We start from the raw sequence: 20,649 nt of genomic DNA, 5'->3' as shown, positions 1-20,649 counted from the left end.
TTTATATAGATAAAGGAGTTATGTTTGTGAAACAAATTGATTCAGTTAAAAATCCGCAGGTAAAAGCGTGGAAAAAGCTGCATAATAAAAAAGACCGTGATAAGCAGGGCCTTTTTATGGTAGAAGGCTTTCATTTAGTCGAAGAAGCTATCAAAAATAAGGATTGCGTAAAGGAACTAATTATACGCGAATCAATCGAAGTGCCAGCACAGTGGAACATAGACGGTATTGAAATAACCGTTGTCAACGAAGCAATAATCAAATTATTATCTGACACCGAAACACCTCAAGGAATTATCGCTGTGTGTTTTCAAACGAAGCATGCAGAAATCATTCATACAGCACAGAAAGTATTGCTTTTAGATGCGGTGCAAGATCCAGGTAACCTAGGTACGATTATTCGAACCGCTGATGCTGCCGGAGTGGACGCTATTATCGTTGGAGAGGGCAGCGTGGATGTGTACAACCCCAAAGTCGTTCGTTCAACGCAAGGAGCTATTTTTCATCTTCCAATTGTAAAAAGCGATTTACTCGAAATGATTTCACTGTTAAAAGAAAGAGGAATAGCAGTTTACGGCACGTCCCTACAAAATGGAAAGGTCTACTCATGCGTAAAACCTTCAAACGAATTTGCGCTGATTGTGGGAAATGAAGGAAACGGCGTAAGCGAGAAAGTGCTGGAACAAACGGATCAGAATCTGTACCTTCCCATCTATGGAAAGAGCGAGTCGCTAAATGTTGCCATCGCTTCTGGAATCTTACTTTATTATTTACGCGGAATGTAGTTGCATCGAGAACGTGTTTTCACTATAATAATACAATAGTTACATATGTAAAAAACGATGAAAGAGAGCAGTAGCTTATGTCCGTTTATGCAGGGAGAAAATGCCGCGACTGAAAGCATTTTTATAAATGTAATAAGTGAATTCACCTCTTGAGTTGACACTTAGACCATCTTACATAGATGTAAAGGTGTTCCGGAGATTCCGTTAACTTGAATGAAGTGAACTGTATACGTCTGTGTATATAGTTAACAAGGGTGGTAACGCGACTAATCCTCGTCCCTTTTTTGGGAGGAGGTTTTTTTATTTGTCATTTTTTACGTTAAAAGGAGGAATAAGTGATGAAAGAACGTTTACAAGAACTTCAACAAGAAGCAATTGCAAAAGTCGAAGCAGCAAGTGCTTTAAAAGAATTAAACGACGTACGCGTAGCTTATTTAGGAAAGAAAGGCCCTATCACAGAAGTGCTTCGCGGTATGGGAAAACTTTCAGCTGAAGAGCGTCCTGCAATGGGAGCACTTGCAAATGAAGTGCGTGAAGCTATTGCATCTAAAATTGAAGAAAAACAAACGGCGTTAGAAGCAGCTGAGGTAGAGCGTAAACTTGCTTCAGAAACAATCGACGTAACGCTGCCAGGACGCCCTGTTAAAGCAGGTACGCATCACCCGCTAACAAGCGTGGTTGAAGAAGTAGAAGATTTATTCTTAGGAATGGGCTATGAAGTAGCAGAAGGACCGGAAGTAGAGCAGGACTACTATAATTTCGAAGCGCTGAACTTGCCAAAAGGTCACCCAGCACGTGATATGCAAGATACGTTTTATATTACGGAAGAAACGCTTCTTCGCACGCATACATCAACTGTTCAAGCTCGTGTTATGAACAAGAATGAAGGCAAAGGACCTGTTAAAATTATTTGCCCGGGTAAAGTGTACCGCCGCGATGACGATGATGCTACGCATTCTCATCAATTCATGCAAATTGAAGGTCTTGTAGTAGACGAAAACATTCGTATGAGCGATTTAAAAGGCACGCTTGAAGTATTTGTGAAAAAGATGTTCGGTGCAGACCGTGAAATTCGTCTTCGTCCAAGTTTCTTCCCGTTCACTGAGCCGTCTGTAGAAGTAGACGTATCGTGTGCAAAATGTGGAGGTAAAGGCTGTAATGTATGTAAACAAACAGGCTGGATTGAAATTTTAGGAGCTGGCATGGTTCATCCAAATGTCCTTGAAATGGCTGGATACGATTCAACTAAATATCGTGGTTTTGCTTTTGGAATCGGTGTAGAGCGTATTGCTATGTTAAAACACGGCGTGGATGATATTCGTCATTTCTATACAAATGATGTTCGTTTCTTAGATCAATTTAAACAAGTATAAAGGAGGGGCTACGATGTTTGTATCTTATCGTTGGTTACAAGAGTATGTTGACTTATCAGGCGTAACGGCAGAAGAGTTAGCAGATAAAATCACAAAAAGTGGAATTGAAGTTGAAGGTGTAGAAAACTTAAATAAAGGCATCAGCGGAGTGGTAATTGGTCACGTTGTAGAACGTGAACAGCATCCGAATGCTGATAAATTAAGCCGCTGTCAAGTAGATCTTGGCGGAGGAGAAATCGTTCAAATCGTGTGCGGAGCACCAAACGTGGCACAAGGTCAAAAAGTAGCGGTTGCAAAAGTGGGAGCTGTACTTCCAGGTAACTTTAAAATCAAGCGTGCTAAGCTTCGCGGTGAAGAATCGAACGGTATGATTTGTTCTCTTCAAGAGCTTGGCATTGAAAGCAAGCTTGTGGCAAAAGATTATCAAGAAGGCATCTTCGTGTTCCCAAGCGATGCTGAAGTAGGAGCGGATGCACTAGATGCATTAAACTTAAACGATGAAGTATTAGAACTAGGGCTAACACCAAACCGTTCAGACTGCTTAAGTATGTTAGGCGTAGCACATGAAGTGGCTGCTATTTTACGTCGTGAAGTGAAGTATCCGTCAGTAAACGTGCAAACGTCTGATGAGCAAGCAGCTGATTATATTTCCGTTAAAGTAGAGGCAAAAGAAGACAATCCGCTTTACGTAGCGCGCGTTGTGAAAAACGTAAAAATTGCTCCGTCACCATTATGGATGCAAACGCGTTTAATGGCAGCTGGTATTCGACCTCATAACAACGTTGTTGATATTACCAACTATATTTTGCTTGAATACGGCCAGCCGCTGCATGCTTTTGACTATGATCGTCTTGGTTCAAAAGAAATTGTTGTACGTCACGCGTCAAAAGGCGAAAAGTTTGTAACACTTGATGATCAAGAGCGCGTATTAAAAGGCAATCAGCTTGTCATTACAAACGGCAGTGAGCCGGTAGCTCTTGCAGGTGTAATGGGCGGAGCGAACTCCGAAGTAAAAGACGATACGGTAAATGTTCTCATTGAATCAGCTTACTTCAAAGGCTTAACGGTTCGCCAAGCTTCAAAAGACCACGGTCTTCGCAGTGAGGCAAGCGCTCGTTTTGAAAAAGGAATTGATCCTAACCGTACGCGTGTAGCTGCTGACCGCGCAGCAGAATTAATGGCTGAATACGCTTCAGGTGAAGTGGTAAGCGGTACTGTAGAAGTAGATACACTAACTGTGGAACCTGCTGTTGTAGCTGTGTCACTTGGCCGTATTAACGATGTGCTTGGTACAGAGTTATCAATGGAAGAAGTACAAGACATTATGAACCGTCTTCAATTTGAAAACAAAGTGGAAGACGAAACCATTGTTGTAACAGTGCCAACTCGTAGAGGCGATATTACAATTGAAGAAGATATCGTCGAGGAAGTAGCACGTATGTATGGCTATGACAACCTTCCTACAACGCTTCCTGTAACAGTGGCAACTCCAGGAAAACTAACAGAGTATCAGCTTGGACGCCGTAAAGTTCGCCGTTTCTTAGAAGGTGCGGGACTAGCACAAGCAACAACATATTCGCTAACGAGCGCTGAAAAAGCTACTCAGTTTGCACTAAATGCAACAAGTACGATTGGTCTAGCAATGCCGATGAGTGAAGATCGCAGTATCCTTCGTCAAAGCTTAGTGCCTCATTTGCTAGAAGCAGTGAAGCATAATAATGCTCGCCAGTCGGATTCTATTGCGCTATACGAAACAGGCTCAGTGTTCTTATCTAAAGGTGAAGGAGAATTACCGGATGAGCAGGAGCGCGTAGCAGGTGCAATCACGGGTCTATGGCATGCTCACGGCTGGCAAGGTGAAAAGAAAGTCGTTGATTTCTATGTGATTAAAGGTGTACTAGAAGGGTTATTTGCACAGCTTGGTTTGGAGAAACGAATCTCATATGCTCCTGTTAAAAAAGACGGTATGCACCCTGGACGTACAGCGGCTGTATGGTTAGATGAAAAAGAAATTGGATACGTAGGTCAAGTTCATCCTGTTGCTCAGAAACAGTATGGTCTTCGTGAAACATACGTATTTGAATTACACCTTCAAGAGCTATTAGCTGCAGATGTCGAAGAAGTTCGTTATTCAGCTATTCCAAGATTCCCATCTATTACACGTGATATTGCACTTGTGGTAGATAAAAACGTTCTTGCAGGAGAAGTTCAGCGCGTCATCTATACGACGGGCGGAGAACTTTTAAAAGACGTGACGGTATTTGATCTATATGAAGGCGAGCGTATGGAAGAAGGCAAGAAATCTGTAGCTTTCTCTTTACGATACTTAGATCCTGAACGTACATTAACTGACGAAGAAGTAGCAAAAGCACATGGTGCAGTGTTAGAGGCTGTAGAAAAAGAATTTGGTGCAACGCTTCGTTCATAAGAATAAGAAAAGAGATGTGGATTTCCACATCTCTTATTTTTTAGCTAATTTTAAAGCTTTTTCCGTATTAGCAAAATGAATTTTAGCTAAAGAGTTCAGCGCATTCACGCCATGTTTCTTAATGATTTTAGCAGCGGCAATATCAACTTGTGCGCCAGCTCCACGAGGAATAACCATCCCGGTCTTTTCCGTCAGCAAATCCATTTGTTTTAAAAATGCGTATCTGGCAATAATGGAAGCAGCAGCTACAGATAAATGAACGCTTTCTCCTTTTGTGCTGAAAAAGACATTTTCTTTGATAATTTCTTTTTCCTTTACCAGGTGTTTATAATAGGTGTTTTTTTCGACAAACTGGTCAATTAAAATGGCATCGGGTTTTTCAGGATCCAATTTTTTTAACACGTTGGATAAAGCTTTGTTGTGCAACAGAGCTTTCATTTTACCTTGTGACATGCCTTTTTCTTGAAATGCATTATACTTTTCGTTATGTAAAACAAGCAAACTATAGGGAATAAAAGAAACAAGCTGCTTGGCAATTTCAATAATTTTAGCATCTGTTAACTCTTTTGAATCTCGTACTCCTAATTCTTTTAACAAAGGAAGCTGCTCTTTTTGAACATAGGCAGCAACTACGGTCATAGGACCAAAATAATCTCCTGTCCCTACTTCGTCAGAACCGATGACTGATAGTGAGCTGAAGTTTGATGGGAGGTGTGAGACAGGAGCCTTTTTCGCAGCATCTAAAGAGCCTCCCCACTTAGCCGCTTCTGTTTCAGCTTCTTTTCCTTGAAAAAGTACTTTTCCAGAGCGGTACGCAGTGATAGAACAGCCGGGAGTTTTAGCCGAAAAAATACTTCCCTGCGGCAGTTTGGGCTGCAGATAGGATGTGTAATGAAGCTTCATTTTAGCTATTCTATCAGCTGATACCTTAATAACAGCATGTGACATAATGCTTCACTCCTTTCGGGGTATTTTAGTTTACTTTATAAGCACTATCCCTTATGATAGCTTAAATATAGATATGTTTCCATTGAAGTCTTCTTCGTGGTATGATAGGGATTAGGATTTTTCGTGGAACGGAGGATTTTCTCGTGTCAAGACAAGATAAAACACGTGCGACAGTTGACATCTTTGGTCAGCAGTACAGCATCGTCGGTAGCGAAAGTACAAGCCATATTCGACTTGTCGCCTCTATAGTGGATGAAAAAATGCGTGAAATCAGTACTAAAAACCCTTCTTTAGATATCAATAAATTAGCAGTATTAACAGCTGTGAATGCTGTACACGAATATATAAAACTGAAAGAAGACTATGAGAGACTTGAACAAAAACTTTATGGAAAAGAGGAATGACTGAGTCAATGCTTAATATCATTTTAATTATATTGCTTCTTCTAGGCTTTGTAACAGGTCTTAAAAGAGGATTTATTTTGCAGCTCATTCATATTGTCAGTTTTGCGGTTTCGTTTATCGTCGCTTATATGTTTAGTGGAGATTTGGCAAGCCGACTTCGCTTGCTGATTCCGTTTCCGGACAATATTCAGCAGCAAAGTGTCGCATCGTTTGTATTTGATTCTGGAACGATAGAAGACGCTTTTTATCGAATGATTGCATTTGCGATTTTATTTTTTGCTACTCACATTGTACTTCGCCTTGCAGGCTCTGTTTTAACGGCTTTAACCGAATTGCCAATTCTGCGCCAGTTAAATAAATGGGGCGGAGGTGCACTTGGATTCGTTGAAGTGTATATCATCGTTTTTATTTTGTTATACATTGGAGCCGTGATTCCTGTAAGTGAAATTCAAACGCCAATTCAACAGTCTTCAATTGCAATCAATATCGTACAAAATACTCCATACTTATCGTCTGCGATTCAAGATTTGTGGACTCAGTATGGTGTAATGTAATGAAATTACAATAGCTTGTTGAGAGGGTGTGTCGAAAGTGTCATAATACTTTTGAGATACCCTCTTTTTTTATCGCAGTCTGATCTGCGGTTTTCATGAGGATAAAAGTATGTCTAGATGAAAACTTGAGAGAGTAAATATGTCACTCATCATGTTTTTGAAAGTTTCGTTATTATGATAATAGGCTGGTGAAAAGAGATGAATAAAAAGGATATTATTAAATTGTTAGAAACAATTGCTACATATATGGAATTAAAGGGAGATAACCCTTTTAAAATTTCCGCTTTTCGAAAAGCAGCTGCAGCGCTAGAAACGGACGAAAGAACGCTGACAGAGATTGAGGATTTTACCAAGCTCCAAGGGATTGGAAAAGGAACGGCTGCAGTCATTACAGAGTATATGGAAACAAATGAGTCAAGCGTATTAGAAGAACTAAAGCAAGAAGTTCCTGAAGGACTTATTCCTTTGCTTAAGCTGCCGGGGCTTGGAGGTAAAAAAATCGCTAAATTATATAAAGAGCTAGATATTCGAGATATGGAATCACTGCATCAGGCCTGTATGGAAAATCGAGTGCAGGGACTAAGCGGTTTTGGTAAAAAGACAGAAGAAAAAATTATCGCTGCCATTGAAGAGTTTGGGAAGCGTCCTGATCGTTTGCCTCTTGCTTTTATGCTTCCAATAGCGGAAGAAATTTTAGAAGCCCTTAAACAGATGCATAGCATTGAGCGTTTTTCTCAAGCAGGGAGCATTCGCCGCATGAGGGAAACCGTAAAAGATCTTGATTTTATTATTTCAACAGCTGAGCCTCATGCTGTCCGTGAACAGCTAGTATCGCTGCCAAATGTGAAGGATATCATTGCAAATGGAGATACAAAAGTATCGGTAACGTTAGCCTATGAGTGCGATGTGTCTGTGGATTTTCGTCTTGTAGAAGATAAAGCGTTTGCCACAACGCTTCACCATTTTACAGGATCAAAAGATCATAATGTGCGTATGCGTCAATTAGCAAAAGAACGCGGTGAAAAAATTAGCGAGTATGGCGTTGAAAATGCGGAGACAGGCGAAGTGATGACTTTTGAGTCTGAACAAGCATTCTATGAACATTTTGGGCTGTCTTTTATTCCGCCGGAACTTCGTGAAGATGGAACGGAAGTAGATGCATTTGTAAAGCCTCAAACCCTTGTGACCTACGGTGCCGTAAAAGGTGATTTGCATATGCACTCCACGTGGAGCGACGGGGCGTATTCGATTGAAGAAATGGCGGAAGCATGTCGCGCACGAGGCTATGAGTACATGGCGATTACAGACCATTCTCAGTATTTAAAAGTAGCTAACGGTCTAACGCCTGAACGCATTCGTAAACAGCGTGAAGAAATTAATCGTTTAAACGCACAGTTCGATGATTTTACAATACTAGCAGGAATTGAAATGGATATTTTGCCTGATACAACACTTGATTATGATGATGAACTGCTAGCTGAGCTAGATTTTGTTATTGCGTCCATTCACTCTAGTTTTTCGCAATCACGCGAAGAAATTATGAATCGCTTAAAGCAAGCGTTAAACAATGTTCATGTAGATTTAATCGCTCATCCGACCGGTCGTTTGATTGGTCGCCGCAACGGATATGATGTAGATATTGATATGTTGATTGAATTAGCTAAAGAAACAAAAACGGCTCTTGAACTAAACGCGAATCCAAACCGTTTAGATTTAGCCGCTGAACACATAAAAAAGGCCCAAGAGGCAGGAGTTAAAATTGCTATTAATACAGATGCTCACAATCTAGACATGCTAGAGCATATGGAAATTGGAATATCTACTGGAATTAAAGGCTGGCTTAAACCAGAAACGGTATTAAATACGTATAGTCTCAAAGAATTAACCGCCTTTTTAAATCGACATAAATAAGCAACAGGAGGAATCAGTTTTGCAATCACGTATTTTTCATGTACTAGAGTTTAATAAAGTTAAGGAACAGCTTCAGAAAAAAGTAGCTTCTTCTTTAGGCCGAGAAAAAGTAGCGAATTTGATTCCCTCGACTCAGTATGAAGAAGTAGTCAAATGGCAGGAAGCAACAGATGAAGCTACAACTGTGCTGCGATTGCGTGGCAACGTACCGCTAGGGGGCATTTTTGACGTTCGACCTAGCGTGAAGCGCGCTGAAATTGGGGGAACGCTAAGCTCTAATGAACTTCTTGATGTAGCAAGCACTATTTATGCTGCAAGACAAGTCAAGCAATTTATCGAGCAAGTAGTGGAAGACGAAGATTTACAGCTTCCAATTATAACTGAACATATCGAAAAACTAATGCCTCTTCCTGAGGTAGAACAAACAATTAAAATGAGTATTGATGAGAATGGTACAGTGCTAGACGGTGCAAGCGACCAGCTAAGAGGCATTCGTCAAAAACTTCGCTCAACGGAGTCTCGTATTCGAGAAAAGCTAGAGAGCCTTATTCGCTCCTCGTCTGCTCAAAAAATGTTGTCAGATGCAATTGTTACCATTCGAAACGAACGTTTTGTTATTCCTGTTAAGCAAGAATATCGCAGTGCGTATGGAGGCATTGTGCACGATCAGTCTTCATCCGGAGCAACTTTATTTATTGAGCCTCAGGCGATTGTGACGTTAAACAATGAGCTTCAAGAAGCAAAAGTAAAAGAAAAACAAGAAATTGAGCGTATTCTCATTGCTTTAACCGTTCAGGTAGCGGAAGTGGCAAATGAACTCCGTCAAAACGTTTATCTGTTAGGTGAGCTGGACTTCATGTTTGCTAAAGGGCGCTATAGCCATGAGCTAAAAGCTTCAAAACCTAAAATGAACGATCGAGGCTATATTAAGTTAGTGAAGGCAAAACATCCTCTTATTGCACAGGAAGATGTCGTTGCCAATGATATTGAGCTAGGTGATCAATATACGTCTATCGTTATTACAGGGCCAAATACCGGCGGTAAAACCGTAACGTTAAAAACACTTGGATTATTTACGTTAATGGCTCAAGCAGGTTTGCAGATTCCTGCGCTGGATGGATCGGAAATGGCTGTGTTTAAACACGTATTTGCTGATATTGGAGATGAGCAGTCGATTGAACAAAGTTTGAGTACCTTTTCATCTCATATGGTCAACATTGTAGATATTTTACAAAAAGTAGATCACGAAAGTCTGGTCTTGTTCGATGAATTGGGAGCAGGAACGGATCCTCAAGAAGGTGCAGCGCTTGCGATTTCCATTTTAGATCAAGTATATGAAAGAGGCGCTCGCGTAGTTGCGACTACTCACTATCCTGAATTAAAAGCGTACGGCTATAACCGTGAAGGAGTGGTCAATGCTAGCGTAGAGTTCGATATTGAAACATTGAGCCCTACTTACAAGCTGCTGATTGGTGTACCGGGCCGAAGCAATGCTTTTGAGATTTCAAAACGTTTAGGTTTAAGTGCTGAAGTAATTGAACGTGCCAAAGGCTATATTGGCTCAGAAACAAATAAAGTAGAAAATATGATTGCCTCTCTTGAAGATAGCCGTCGTCAATCTGAACACGAGCTAGAAGAAGCTGAAGAGCTAAGAAAAGAGGCTCAGAAGCTTCATAAAGAATTACAGAGTCAGATTATTGAGTTTAATGAAAAACGAGATAAGCTGTACGAAAAAGCTGAAGAAAAAGCTCAAGCCACAGTTAAAGCAGCATCTGAAGAAGCAGAGAAAATCATTAGCGATTTGCGTAAAATGAGTCAAAAAAATCATGCGCTTGTAAAAGAGCATGAATTGATTGAGGCGCGTAAGCGTCTAGAAGATGCAGTTCCAACTCTTGAAAAAAGTAAAAAGAAACCGGCTGTGCCGAAAAAACAAGAGCGCACTCTTCAAGCTGGAGATGAAGTGAAAGTCTTAAGCTGGGGACAAAAAGGAACGCTTGTGGAACGAGTAAGCAATAATGAATGGCAAGTACAAATGGGAATTATGAAAATGAAGGTGAAAGAAAAAGACCTCGAATATATCAGTTCTCCAAAACCTGTAGAAACGAAGCCGCTTGCTACGGTAAAAGGAAAAGATTATCATGTAAATCTAGAACTGGATTTAAGAGGAGAGCGCTATGAAAATGCGCTGATTCGAGTTGAAAAATATATTGATGATGCTTTATTAGCCAACTATCCGCGCGTTTCGATTATCCACGGTAAAGGAACTGGAGCTCTTCGTAAAGGTGTACAGGAATATTTGAAAAATCATCGTTCTGTCAAAAATATTCGTTTCGGAGAAGCTTCTGAAGGAGGTTCTGGCGTTACGGTTGTGGAATTTAAATAAAAGAGTGCTGAAATAAAGGTGTCAGTCGATGCGCTGAACAAGCATATATGAAGATAGAAAATCCGACATGGCTCATGGACTATGCTGGGTTTTCTATCTCTTTTAAGAACGATACAAGTAAAGGAAAGAGACCTGTCAGTTCATTACGTGGAGCGTAATATAAATTAGGAGTGATGCAAAAATGAGGGATTTTTGGAAAGACCCGTATATTGAATCCGCCGCTTATTACAGCGTGGTTGTCTTGAGCATTGTCGTCTTTCTTGTTGTGTTTGAGCTCGTTACTAAGTATAAGAATTGGGAAGAGATTCAAAAAGGAAATATGGCTGTTGCGATGGCAACAGGTGGAAAAATATTTGGATTAGCTAATATTTTTCGCTATTCGATTGAGCATAACGACAACTTGTTAAGAATGCTAGGGTGGGGAATATATGGATTCGTTCTTTTACTAGTCAGCTATTTTATTTTCGAATTTTTGACGCCAAAATTTCGAATCGATGACGAAATTGAACAAGATAACAGAGCCGTTGGATTTATTTCACTTGTTATTTCAATCGGTATGTCCTATGTAATAGGAGCAGGGATAGGATAGGAGAGAGTCATGGAGAAGTTAGCGAAAATTTTACTCGTTTTATGCGGAGTGTTTATGCTTATTGGTCTTATCTATTTATCTATATAGCTTTTCCTAACATCATGATGACACCAAAAAAGCTGACCTTAAAGCAGGTCAGCTTTTTTAATGACTACTTCCATACGTCTTCAGCAATTGAAATCACGTGCTTTACTTTATCCCACTGCTGTTCTTCAGTTAGTAAATTTCCTTCTTCTGTAGAAGCAAATCCGCACTGGGGACTTAAACAAATTTGATCAAGAGAAACAAATTCTGCCGCTTCAGCAATTCGTTTTTTCACTGCTTCAGGATCTTCTAAATCTCCAAATTTTGATGTGATAAGACCAAGGACAATCTGAAGATCATCTCGCTTTACATGTCGAAGAGGTTCGAATCCTCCTGAGCGTTCATCATCAAATTCTAAAAATAGTCCATCTACGTTTAACTGACTGAAAATAGCTTTGGACGCATTTTCATATCCGCCGCTTGCTGTATAAGTGGACTGGAAATTCCCTCTGCAAATATGCATTGTAATGACCATATCATCTGGCTTATGCACAATGGATTCATTGATCGCATCTGTAAAACGTTTCAGTAATTCTTGGGGCGTAAAACCTTTTGACGCGATTTGTTCTTGTCCTTTTTCTGAGAAAAAGACTGCCCACGCAGTATCATCTAACTGTAAATAGCGGCATCCGGCATCATAAAATGCTTGAATGGCTTTTTGATATGTTTTAACTAAATCAGCAAAAAATACATCCGTATCCGAGTAAGAAGACTCTTCAATATGACCTCTGAAAAATAGCATATTAGGACTTGGAATGGTGAACTTAGCTACGTGTTCTTTTCCAGCAGCTTGATGAAGAAATTTATAATCTTCAATCATAGGGTGGTGATTAAAATCTAGTTTTCCAGTCACTTTTATACCGTGAGCTTTTGTTTGGACTCCGTGAAACTGAATTCCCGACTCTGCTTCGTAAAGTTCTACGCCAACAAGCTCTGACAGAAAATCAAAGTGCCACCACGCGCGGCGAAACTCACCGTCTGTGACGGCTTTTAATCCAATTTCTTTTTGCTTTTCTACGAGTTTACGAATTTCTTCATCTTCAATTGCTCGAAGCTGTTTCTTTGTCATTTCCCCGTTTTCCACTTGTAATCGTGCTTGTTTGATACGCTCGGGACGCAAAAAGCTTCCAACGTGATCTGCTTTGAACGGTCCTTTAGTCAATGTTGTTGTCAATTCATACAGCTCCTTAAAAAAATCTAATTTTTATTATATACAAAAAATTCGGATAATGTACAGGGGTAAATCCAATTTTTATTTATTACGCTGCAGGATGAAAGAGTGATTAGGTAGGAAAGAGAACATTCAATAACGATTGCATCTAAAAAAAGAATGAACTATAATTTTAATTAGAAAATTCTAATTTTTTATTTTTTTTTGAGGGAGAGGATGCGTGTGGAATCCACCGAAAAGATATGGCTTTCTCAATATCCGGATGAAATACCTGCTAGGCTTCATTATGAACAAAAAAATTTAGCACAGCTTTTTGAAGAAGCAGTTCAAAAGGATCCTAAAAAAAGCGCAATCTATTTTCTAGGGAAAAAAATGACGTTTTCCCAGCTGCATCAAGATTCTCTGAAGCTGTCATCTTACCTTATTGAACTGGGATTAAAAAGAGGGGATAGAGTAGCCATTATGCTTCCAAATTGCCCTCAAGCTGTCATTTCCTTCTATGCGGTTCTGCTTGCCGGAGGAGTAGTCGTTCAAACAAACCCTTTGTATACGGAAAGAGAGTTAGAGTATCAGCTTAATGATTCAGAAGCGACCATGATTATTGCACTCGATTTGCTATATCCGCGTGTAGTAAAAATGAAAGCGTTAACAAAAATAAAGCACGTAGTCATCACCTCTATTCAAGATTATCTCCCATTTCCCAAAAACATAATGTATCCATTTATTCAGCGCAAACAGCAGAAGATAAGCGTGGATGTGAGTCATACGGAGACTACTCATTTATTTAAACGTATTATAGATGAATCCTCTCCCGCAGTATGTAACGCTGAGGGAATTTCAGACGAAGATATCGCGATTTTACAATACACCGGGGGAACAACAGGTTTTCCAAAAGGAGTCATGCTTACTCATAAAAACTTGGTAGCCAATGCAACGATGTGTTCACATTGGTTATACCGCTGCAGGCATGGAGAAGAAAAAGTGCTTGGAATTATCCCATTTTTTCATGTTTATGGTTTAACAACGGTTCTTGTTTTATCGGTTTTGCAAAACTATGAGATGGTTCTTCTGCCTAAATTTGATGCAAAAACGACGCTCAAAACCATTCATAAGCAGCAGCCTACTTTATTTCCAGGTGCGCCGACGATTTACATTGCATTATTAAACCATCCTGATTTAGCAAAATACAACTTATCTTCTATTGATTCATGTATGAGCGGTTCGGCTCCACTTCCTGTGGAAGTGCAGGAGCAGTTTGAAAAGCTCACCGGAGGTAAATTAGTGGAAGGATATGGATTAACGGAAACCTCTCCTGTTACTCATGCTAATTTTCTTTGGAAAGAGAGAATACCAGGAAGCATTGGAGTGCCTTGGCCAGACACAGATGCCAAAATTCTCTCGTTTGAAACAGGTAAAGAAGCTGCTGTAAGCGAAGTAGGAGAAATTGCGGTTAAAGGTCCTCAGGTAATGAAAGGATATTGGAAGCAGCCTGAAGAAACGGAGGCTGTTATGCGAGACGGATGGTTGCTAACAGGTGATGTTGGCTATATGGATGATAAAGGTTATTTTTATGTAGTAGATCGGAAGAAAGATATTATTATTGCCGGGGGATATAATATCTATCCTCGAGAAGTTGAAGAAGTATTATATGAGCATGAAAAAATTCAAGAAGCTGTAGTGGTGGGTGTTCCTGACCCATATAGAGGAGAAACGGTGAAGGCTTACATTGTATTAAAAAATGGTGTAAGATGTACTGAAGAAGAGTTAAATGAGTTTTCTAGAAAGTATTTAGCTGCTTATAAAGTTCCGCGCCTTTATGAATTTCGAAATGAGCTTCCCAAAACAGCGGTCGGTAAGATTCTGCGACGAGCGCTGATTGATGAAGAAAATGAAAAGCATAAAAAGGCGACGTAATCGATCGTCGCCTTTGATTTTTTTACTGAAACATAATTGACAGATACTTGCGGTTTCTTTATTATAAAGATATGAATGAATAATCATTCATATTTTAAAGGAGCGTATAAGATTGAGAAGAAATAAGCCAAAGTATAAACAGATTATCGATGCAGCTGTAGTAGTAATAGCAGAAAACGGATACCACAATGCTCAGGTTTCTAAAATTGCTAAGCAGGCTGGAGTTGCAGACGGTACGATATATTTATATTTTAAAAACAAAGAAGATGTCTTGATTTCCTTGTTTCAAGAGAAGATGGGACAATTTGTAGAAAAAATTTATGAAGAACTGGCGGGAATTGAAACCGCGGCAGAAAAACTTCATGTGTTAATTGACAAACATTTTTCGTTTCTAGCGGAGGATCATCATTTAGCTACAGTGACCCAGCTCGAACTGCGTCAATCGAACAAAGATTTAAGATTGAAAATTAACGATGTATTAAAAGATTATCTGACTCTCATTGATTCTATTTTGCAGACAGGAATCGAAACGGGTGAGTTTTCTGAAAATATAGATATTCGTCTTGCGCGACAGATGATTTTTGGAACGATTGATGAAACTGTCACAACATGGGTAATGAACGATCATCGATATGGTCTAATAGAATCGGTAGATAAAGTCCATTCCCTGCTGTTAAACGGCTGCAGCGGCTCATAATCGTAAGTGAGCCTGCTGCTCCCCTGCGAGGGGAAAAGCGCAAGGTAATGAAAATAGAAAGAAAGGGTGGCGTAAACAAATGGAGATTATCCAGGTTGAAACTGTTGATGCAATAAGCTTCATTACGTTGAATAGACAACCTGCTAACGCTTTGTCTCAAGACTTATTAAAAGATCTTTCAAGTGTTTTAAAACATTTAGAAGATAGTAAAGAGACAAGGGTTATCGTCATTAAAGGTGAAGGGAAATTCTTTTGTGCCGGGGCTGATATAAAAGAATTCACATCACTTCAGCAGGAAAAAGAATACGAGAAGCTTGCTGTTAACGGTCAAGAGCTCTTTGAGTATATTGAAAATTACCCAAAACCAGTGATTGCAGCTATTCATGGAGCTGCTTTAGGCGGAGGGTTGGAGCTTGCTATGAGCTGCCATATCCGTTTGGTAACAGAAAATGCTAAGCTGGGCTTGCCTGAGCTCCAGTTAGGGATTATACCAGGATTTGGAGGAACTCAGCGATTACCTCGTTATGTAGGAGTTCATAAGGCTTGTGAGATGATGCTGACAAGTGATCCAATATCCGGAAGCGAGGCAGTGGAGTTAGGATTGGCAAATGCAGCTTTTGAAGAAAGTCAGCTTATCAATGAAACATTTTTACTTGCTAGAAAAATTGCCAAAAAAAGCCCAATCTCTGTTAAAGCCACCTTGCAGCTGCTTCAGCATGTAAAAACAGATGCTTATTACAGCGGCATCAAAAAAGAAGCGCAGTTTTTTGGAAGCGTATTCAAAAGCAGGGATGCTCAAGAAGGCGTAGCCGCTTTTATTGAAAAGCGCCAGCCTAAATTTTTAGGAAAATAAGCTTAGGAGGGGAATTGAATGAATATTTACGTGTTAGTAAAAAGAACATTCGATACAGAGGAGAAACTTTCATTAAAAAATGGTCAAATTGTTGAAGATGGGGCTGAATTTATTATTAATCCTTACGATGAGTATGCAGTTGAAGAAGCTATTCAGCTAAAGGAAAAGCATGGCGGGGAGATTACGGTCGTGAGTGTAGGAGGGGAAGAATCAGAAAAAGAACTCCGAACAGCTTTGGCTATGGGAGCAGATAAAGCGGTTTTAATCAATACGGAAGATGACATAGAAGATGGCGATCAGTACACGACTTCTAGGCTGCTGGCACAGTACTTAAAAGAACAATCTCCTGACTTAATTTTGGCAGGAAACGTAGCGATTGACGGAGGTTCGGGCCAAGTGGGACCGCGCGTAGCAGAACAGTTAGAAATCCCTTATATTACGACGATTACAAAATTGGATATCGAAGGTGAAAAAGTGACTGTTGTACGCGATGTGGAAGGTGATTCCGAGGTTATCGAAACGTCGCTTCCTCTTTTAGTAACAGCTCAGCAGGGACTTAACGAACCTCGCTATCCATCTCTTCCAGGGATTATGAAAGCGAAGAAGAAACCGTTGGTTGAAGTGGAATTGGATGATTTAGATTTAGATGAAGATGATGTAGAAGCAAAAACAAAGACAATTGAAATTTATTTGCCTCCGAAAAAAGACGCAGGACGCGTACTACAAGGAGATATAAAAGATCAAGTGATAGAACTGGTCAATTTACTGCATAAAGAAGCAAAAGTCATTTAATAAGTCAAAAGTTAAAACAATGGGGGTATTGCAATGGGACGCAAAGTGTTAGTTCTAGGAGAAGCACGTGATGGGGGATTACGAAACGTATCGTTTGAAGCGATTTCCGCAGCGTCTACTGTAGCTGACGGTGGGGAAATTGTTGCAGCGTTAGTAGGAAAGGACGTAAAAGCTTTAAGTGAAGAGCTTATTGCATACGGAGCGAATAAAGTTGTTGTGACGGAGCATGAAGATTTAGCTGCTTACACATCGGATGGTTATGCTCAGGCGTTATTAGCCATCATTGAAAGTGAACAACCTGAAGCTATCGTATTTGGCCATACGGCTCTTGGCAAAGACCTAGCGCCAAAACTGGCAGCTCGCTTAGACAAAGGACTTATCTCAGATGTGACGGATGTAGAAGTTGGAGGGGATCAAGTAGTCTTCACCCGCCCAATTTATTCTGGTAAAGCATTTGAAAAGAAAATCATGACCGATGCTTTTACGTTTGTCACGATTCGTCCAAATAATATTTCACCGCTTGCAAAAGATGAGGGACGTACAGGCGATGTAGAGGATTTAAATGTTGAAATCAAAAACCTGCGTACAGTTGTAAAAGAAGTTGTACGGAAAGCAACGCAAGGGGTTGATTTATCCGAAGCAAAAGTCGTGATTGCAGGTGGTCGAGGTGTAAAAAGCACGGAAGGTTTTGGACCTCTCCAAGAACTAGCGGACGTGTTAAATGGAGCTGTTGGGGCGTCTCGGGGAGCGTGCGATGCAGATTACTGCGACTATTCTCTTCAGATCGGTCAGACGGGCAAAGTAGTCACACCAGATTTATACATTGCCTGCGGAATCTCGGGAGCCATTCAGCATTTGGCCGGCATGTCAAATTCAAAAATTATTGTTGCCATTAACAAAGATCCTGAGGCGAATATTTTTAAAGTAGCTGATTACGGAATCGTTGGAGATTTATTTGAAGTGGTGCCTCTGCTAACGGAAGAATTCAAAAAGCTGAAAGTACAGTCTGCGTAAGAGGCTGAGACAAAAGGATTTTAGACGAAGTGAAAAATGAACCATTGATCAAGATGTTTGATTAGTGGTTCGTTTTTTTGTTAGGGTAAACGCAGGTTTCATGTGTGTGGGTCTTTCTAGCAGTTGATTGGAGGGCAAGGCGAAGACTCCTGCAGAAAGCGAAGTCTTACACAGAAATCATCTGCGGTGTCGCAAGCGGTTCAGCCCTTGTATACTATTCGTTCGTCTTTAGATAGGATTCATTTCGTTATGTCTCAGCCTCATGGAAAACGAAATTTTCTACGTATGTTTTTATGTGAATTGTACAAACTAGAGCGGAGAATAAACAGTATAAATGTAAGCAAAAAGTTAGCAAACCTTATTTGAAGGTGATATACTGTGAGTAGAATTTGGATATTGCATATATTTAGGAGGAATTAAAATGGCTATTGCACATGCTACAGATAAAAACTTTACAGATGAAATTAAATCAGGCCTAGTGCTTGTTGACTTTTGGGCACCATGGTGTGGCCCTTGTAAAATGATTGCTCCAGTTCTTGAAGAAATCGATGGCGAACTTAACGATAAAGTTAAAATCGTGAAAGTAGACGTTGATGAAAACCAAGAAACGGCTGGAAAATTTGGTGTTATGAGTATCCCAACTTTAGTATTATTTAAAGATGGAGAGAAAGTTGATCAAGTAGTTGGTTTCCAACCAAAAGAAGCATTAACAGAATTAATTAATAAACACGCGTAAGTCAAAACCTAGCTCAGGCTAGGTTTTTTCTTTTTCTCCACTTTTTCTCTTTTGGGAATACTTTTATTTAGCGAATATGCGTTCGTTTGTTTTATACTAGATGTAAGGAACACCGCCATAAATCCGGCTTATGTGCATGTATTGTAGGGCAGGAAAGAATGTAGGTTACGCTTCATAAGCGAATGTATAGATGGACAGAGTAAGAGAAGAGGAAGGAGAAAAATATGAACGATTATTTAAAAGAAAAGCTGGCTATTTTACCGGATCAGCCCGGCTGTTACTTGATGAAAGATAAATATGGAACGGTCATTTACGTAGGAAAAGCAAAAGTATTAAAAAATCGAGTGCGCTCCTACTTTACCGGATCTCATGACGGAAAGACGCTTCGACTTGTAAACGACATTGTCGATTTTGAATATATCGTCACATCTTCTAATTTAGAAGCACTTATTTTAGAAATGAATTTAATTAAAAAGCATGATCCAAAATACAATATCATGCTTAAAGATGATAAGGGTTATCCCTTTATTAAGATTACAGCTGAAAAGCAGCCCCGACTTGTTATTACAAGAAAAATAAAAAAAGATAAAGGGAAATACTTCGGGCCTTATCCTAACGTTCAAGCTGCAAATGAAACAAAGCGGCTTCTTGATCGCATTTATCCATTAAGAAAGTGCTCTACCATGCCAGACAGACCTTGTTTGTATTACCATATCGGGCAATGCCTAGCTCCTTGCGTAAAAGAAGTAAAAGAAGAGCAAAACAAACAAATTATTGAAAATATCACGCGGTTTTTAAATGGTGGATATGAGCATGTCAAAACAGAATTAACTGAAAAAATGTTAAAAGCTTCAGAAGAACTTGACTTTGAACGGGCTAAAGAATATCGAGATCAAATTGCTCATATCGAAGCGACAATGGAAAAGCAAAAAGTAACGTTTAATGATTTTGTTAATCGAGATGTGTTTGGCTATTCTTATGATAAAGGCTGGATGTGTGTTCAAGTTTTCTTTATTCGCCAAGGGAAATTAATTGAGCGAGAAGTTTCTATGTTTCCTTTTTATAAAGAGCCAGAAGAAGATTTCTTAACTTTTATCGGTCAGTTTTATGCCAAAAATATTAAGCCAAAAGAAGTAATGGTTCCAGCAACGATTGATGCAGAGTTGGCTGAGAAATTAGTAGAAGTAGAGGTTCAGCATCCAAAGCGAGGCAAAAAGAAAGAGTTAGTAGAACTTGCGTGTAAAAATGCAAAAATTGCGCTCGGTGAAAAATTCTATTTAATTGAACGAGATGAAGAGCGCACGGTTGGCGCAGTTGAACGGTTAGGAGAAGAGCTTGGAATTGCCGCTCCTTATCGGATTGAAGCATTTGATAATTCAAATATTCAAGGGACAGATCCCGTTTCTGCGATGATTGTTTTTGTTGATGGGAAACCGGAAAAGAAAGAATATCGCAAATATAAAATTAAGACCGTAAAGGGACCAGATGATTACAGTTCCATGAGAGAAGTCGTTCGCAGACGGTATTCCAGAGCGTTAAAAGAGGGTCTTCCGCTTCCAGATTTAATTGTTGTAGATGGAGGCAAAGGGCATTTAGCTGCAGTACAGGACGTTCTCGAAAATGAATTGGGACTTTTAGTGCCTACAGCAGGTCTTGTCAAAGATGATAAGCACAGAACCTCCAACCTGATGATTGGTGAGCCTCCTCAAATCATACCGCTTGAACGCAATAGTCAAGAATTTTATTTGCTTCAGCGAATTCAAGATGAAGTTCACCGCTTTGCGATTACCTTCCACCGTCAAGTGCGCTCTAAGTCCGCTTTTCAGTCTGTTCTGGACGATATTCCGGGAGTGGGCGAAAAGCGTAAAAAAGCTTTGTTAAAGTATTTTGGTTCGGTGAAAAAATTGAAAGAAGCAACGGTTGATGATATTCGAAATTCAGGTGTTCCTCAAAACATCGCTGAAAAAATTTATGAAACATTGCAAAAATAGTCTTGAAATAATAGAACATATT

General features: G+C 39.8%; 17 protein-coding genes and 1 other annotated feature. Of the genes, 15 read left to right on the top strand and 2 right to left on the bottom strand.

What is annotated here, in order from left to right:
• Nucleotides 1-20: 20 nt before the first annotated feature.
• From ACFX4G_RS03435 to pheT, 3 genes are all read left to right on the top strand, one after another.
• Nucleotides 21-785 carry a TrmH family RNA methyltransferase gene (locus ACFX4G_RS03435; protein ID WP_198530619.1) on the top strand — a complete coding sequence of 255 codons (765 nt, stop codon included), beginning with the start codon at nucleotides 21-23 and terminating at the stop codon, nucleotides 783-785.
• 48 nt (nucleotides 786-833) lie between these two features.
• Nucleotides 834-1,069: a binding site (T-box leader), on the top strand.
• 54 nt (nucleotides 1,070-1,123) lie between these two features.
• Nucleotides 1,124-2,158: a phenylalanine--tRNA ligase subunit alpha gene (gene pheS / locus ACFX4G_RS03430; RefSeq protein WP_377572848.1), complete on the top strand. Its 1,035-nt coding sequence runs from the start codon at nucleotides 1,124-1,126 to the stop codon at nucleotides 2,156-2,158.
• Nucleotides 2,159-2,171: 13 nt separating this feature from the next.
• Nucleotides 2,172-4,586, top strand: coding sequence for a phenylalanine--tRNA ligase subunit beta (gene pheT / locus ACFX4G_RS03425; protein ID WP_377572846.1), 2,415 nt, complete (start codon nucleotides 2,172-2,174; stop codon nucleotides 4,584-4,586).
• A 33-nt stretch (nucleotides 4,587-4,619) separates the two neighbouring features.
• Here the strand turns inward: pheT and rnhC are convergent, their stop codons facing one another.
• Entirely contained in the window at nucleotides 4,620-5,534 is a 915-nt protein-coding gene (rnhC, locus tag ACFX4G_RS03420) for a ribonuclease HIII (RefSeq protein WP_318330912.1), read from the bottom strand.
• 143 nt (nucleotides 5,535-5,677) lie between these two features.
• Here rnhC and zapA point away from each other — a divergent pair, with 143 nt between their 5' ends.
• From zapA to ACFX4G_RS03395, 5 genes are all read left to right on the top strand, one after another.
• Nucleotides 5,678-5,938: a cell division protein ZapA gene (zapA, locus tag ACFX4G_RS03415; protein WP_013059415.1), complete on the top strand. Its 261-nt coding sequence runs from the start codon at nucleotides 5,678-5,680 to the stop codon at nucleotides 5,936-5,938.
• Nucleotides 5,935-6,492, top strand: coding sequence for a CvpA family protein (locus ACFX4G_RS03410; RefSeq protein WP_014458067.1), 558 nt, complete (start codon nucleotides 5,935-5,937; stop codon nucleotides 6,490-6,492). The genes zapA and ACFX4G_RS03410 overlap by 4 nt, the downstream gene beginning before the upstream one ends.
• A gap of 198 nt (nucleotides 6,493-6,690) precedes the next feature.
• Nucleotides 6,691-8,403 (top strand): DNA polymerase/3'-5' exonuclease PolX, encoded by a 1,713-nt coding sequence (polX, locus tag ACFX4G_RS03405; protein ID WP_377572844.1) that lies wholly within the window; start codon nucleotides 6,691-6,693, stop codon nucleotides 8,401-8,403.
• A 19-nt stretch (nucleotides 8,404-8,422) separates the two neighbouring features.
• A complete protein-coding gene (locus ACFX4G_RS03400; RefSeq protein ID WP_013085170.1) occupies nucleotides 8,423-10,786 on the top strand; it encodes an endonuclease MutS2 in 2,364 nt (787 codons plus the stop codon).
• 181 nt (nucleotides 10,787-10,967) lie between these two features.
• Nucleotides 10,968-11,375 (top strand): DUF350 domain-containing protein, encoded by a 408-nt coding sequence (locus ACFX4G_RS03395; protein ID WP_013059411.1) that lies wholly within the window; start codon nucleotides 10,968-10,970, stop codon nucleotides 11,373-11,375.
• A gap of 151 nt (nucleotides 11,376-11,526) precedes the next feature.
• Here the strand turns inward: ACFX4G_RS03395 and ACFX4G_RS03390 are convergent, their stop codons facing one another.
• Nucleotides 11,527-12,633 carry a 5-methyltetrahydropteroyltriglutamate--homocysteine S-methyltransferase gene (locus ACFX4G_RS03390; RefSeq protein WP_097824660.1) on the bottom strand — a complete coding sequence of 369 codons (1,107 nt, stop codon included), beginning with the start codon at nucleotides 12,631-12,633 and terminating at the stop codon, nucleotides 11,527-11,529.
• A 213-nt stretch (nucleotides 12,634-12,846) separates the two neighbouring features.
• Between ACFX4G_RS03390 and ACFX4G_RS03385 the strand changes: the two genes are divergently transcribed.
• The 7 genes from ACFX4G_RS03385 (at nucleotide 12,847) to uvrC (ending at nucleotide 20,627) form a co-directional block, all read left to right on the top strand.
• A complete protein-coding gene (locus tag ACFX4G_RS03385) occupies nucleotides 12,847-14,544 on the top strand; it encodes an AMP-binding protein (RefSeq protein WP_176521316.1) in 1,698 nt (565 codons plus the stop codon).
• Nucleotides 14,545-14,656: 112 nt separating this feature from the next.
• The gene (locus ACFX4G_RS03380; RefSeq protein ID WP_013059408.1) at nucleotides 14,657-15,241 is read left to right on the top strand and encodes a fatty acid metabolism transcriptional regulator FadR; all 585 of its coding nucleotides are present in this window, start codon (nucleotides 14,657-14,659) and stop codon (nucleotides 15,239-15,241) included.
• Nucleotides 15,242-15,320: 79 nt separating this feature from the next.
• Entirely contained in the window at nucleotides 15,321-16,094 is a 774-nt protein-coding gene (locus ACFX4G_RS03375) for an enoyl-CoA hydratase (protein WP_013059407.1), read from the top strand.
• Nucleotides 16,095-16,112: 18 nt separating this feature from the next.
• Nucleotides 16,113-16,886 carry an electron transfer flavoprotein subunit beta/FixA family protein gene (locus ACFX4G_RS03370; RefSeq protein ID WP_097824658.1) on the top strand — a complete coding sequence of 258 codons (774 nt, stop codon included), beginning with the start codon at nucleotides 16,113-16,115 and terminating at the stop codon, nucleotides 16,884-16,886.
• A gap of 33 nt (nucleotides 16,887-16,919) precedes the next feature.
• Nucleotides 16,920-17,900, top strand: coding sequence for an electron transfer flavoprotein subunit alpha/FixB family protein (locus tag ACFX4G_RS03365; RefSeq protein WP_013085165.1), 981 nt, complete (start codon nucleotides 16,920-16,922; stop codon nucleotides 17,898-17,900).
• 421 nt (nucleotides 17,901-18,321) lie between these two features.
• The gene (gene trxA, locus ACFX4G_RS03360) at nucleotides 18,322-18,636 is read left to right on the top strand and encodes a thioredoxin (RefSeq protein WP_013059404.1); all 315 of its coding nucleotides are present in this window, start codon (nucleotides 18,322-18,324) and stop codon (nucleotides 18,634-18,636) included.
• Nucleotides 18,637-18,860: 224 nt separating this feature from the next.
• Nucleotides 18,861-20,627 carry an excinuclease ABC subunit UvrC gene (gene uvrC, locus ACFX4G_RS03355; RefSeq protein WP_013085164.1) on the top strand — a complete coding sequence of 589 codons (1,767 nt, stop codon included), beginning with the start codon at nucleotides 18,861-18,863 and terminating at the stop codon, nucleotides 20,625-20,627.
• Nucleotides 20,628-20,649: the final 22 nt, after the last annotated feature.

It is taken from the genome of Priestia sp. YIM B13486 (assembly GCF_042787865.1).
Lineage (GTDB): Bacteria > Bacillota > Bacilli > Bacillales > Bacillaceae_H > Priestia > Priestia megaterium.
This window is presented reverse-complemented; position numbering and strand designations above follow the sequence as displayed.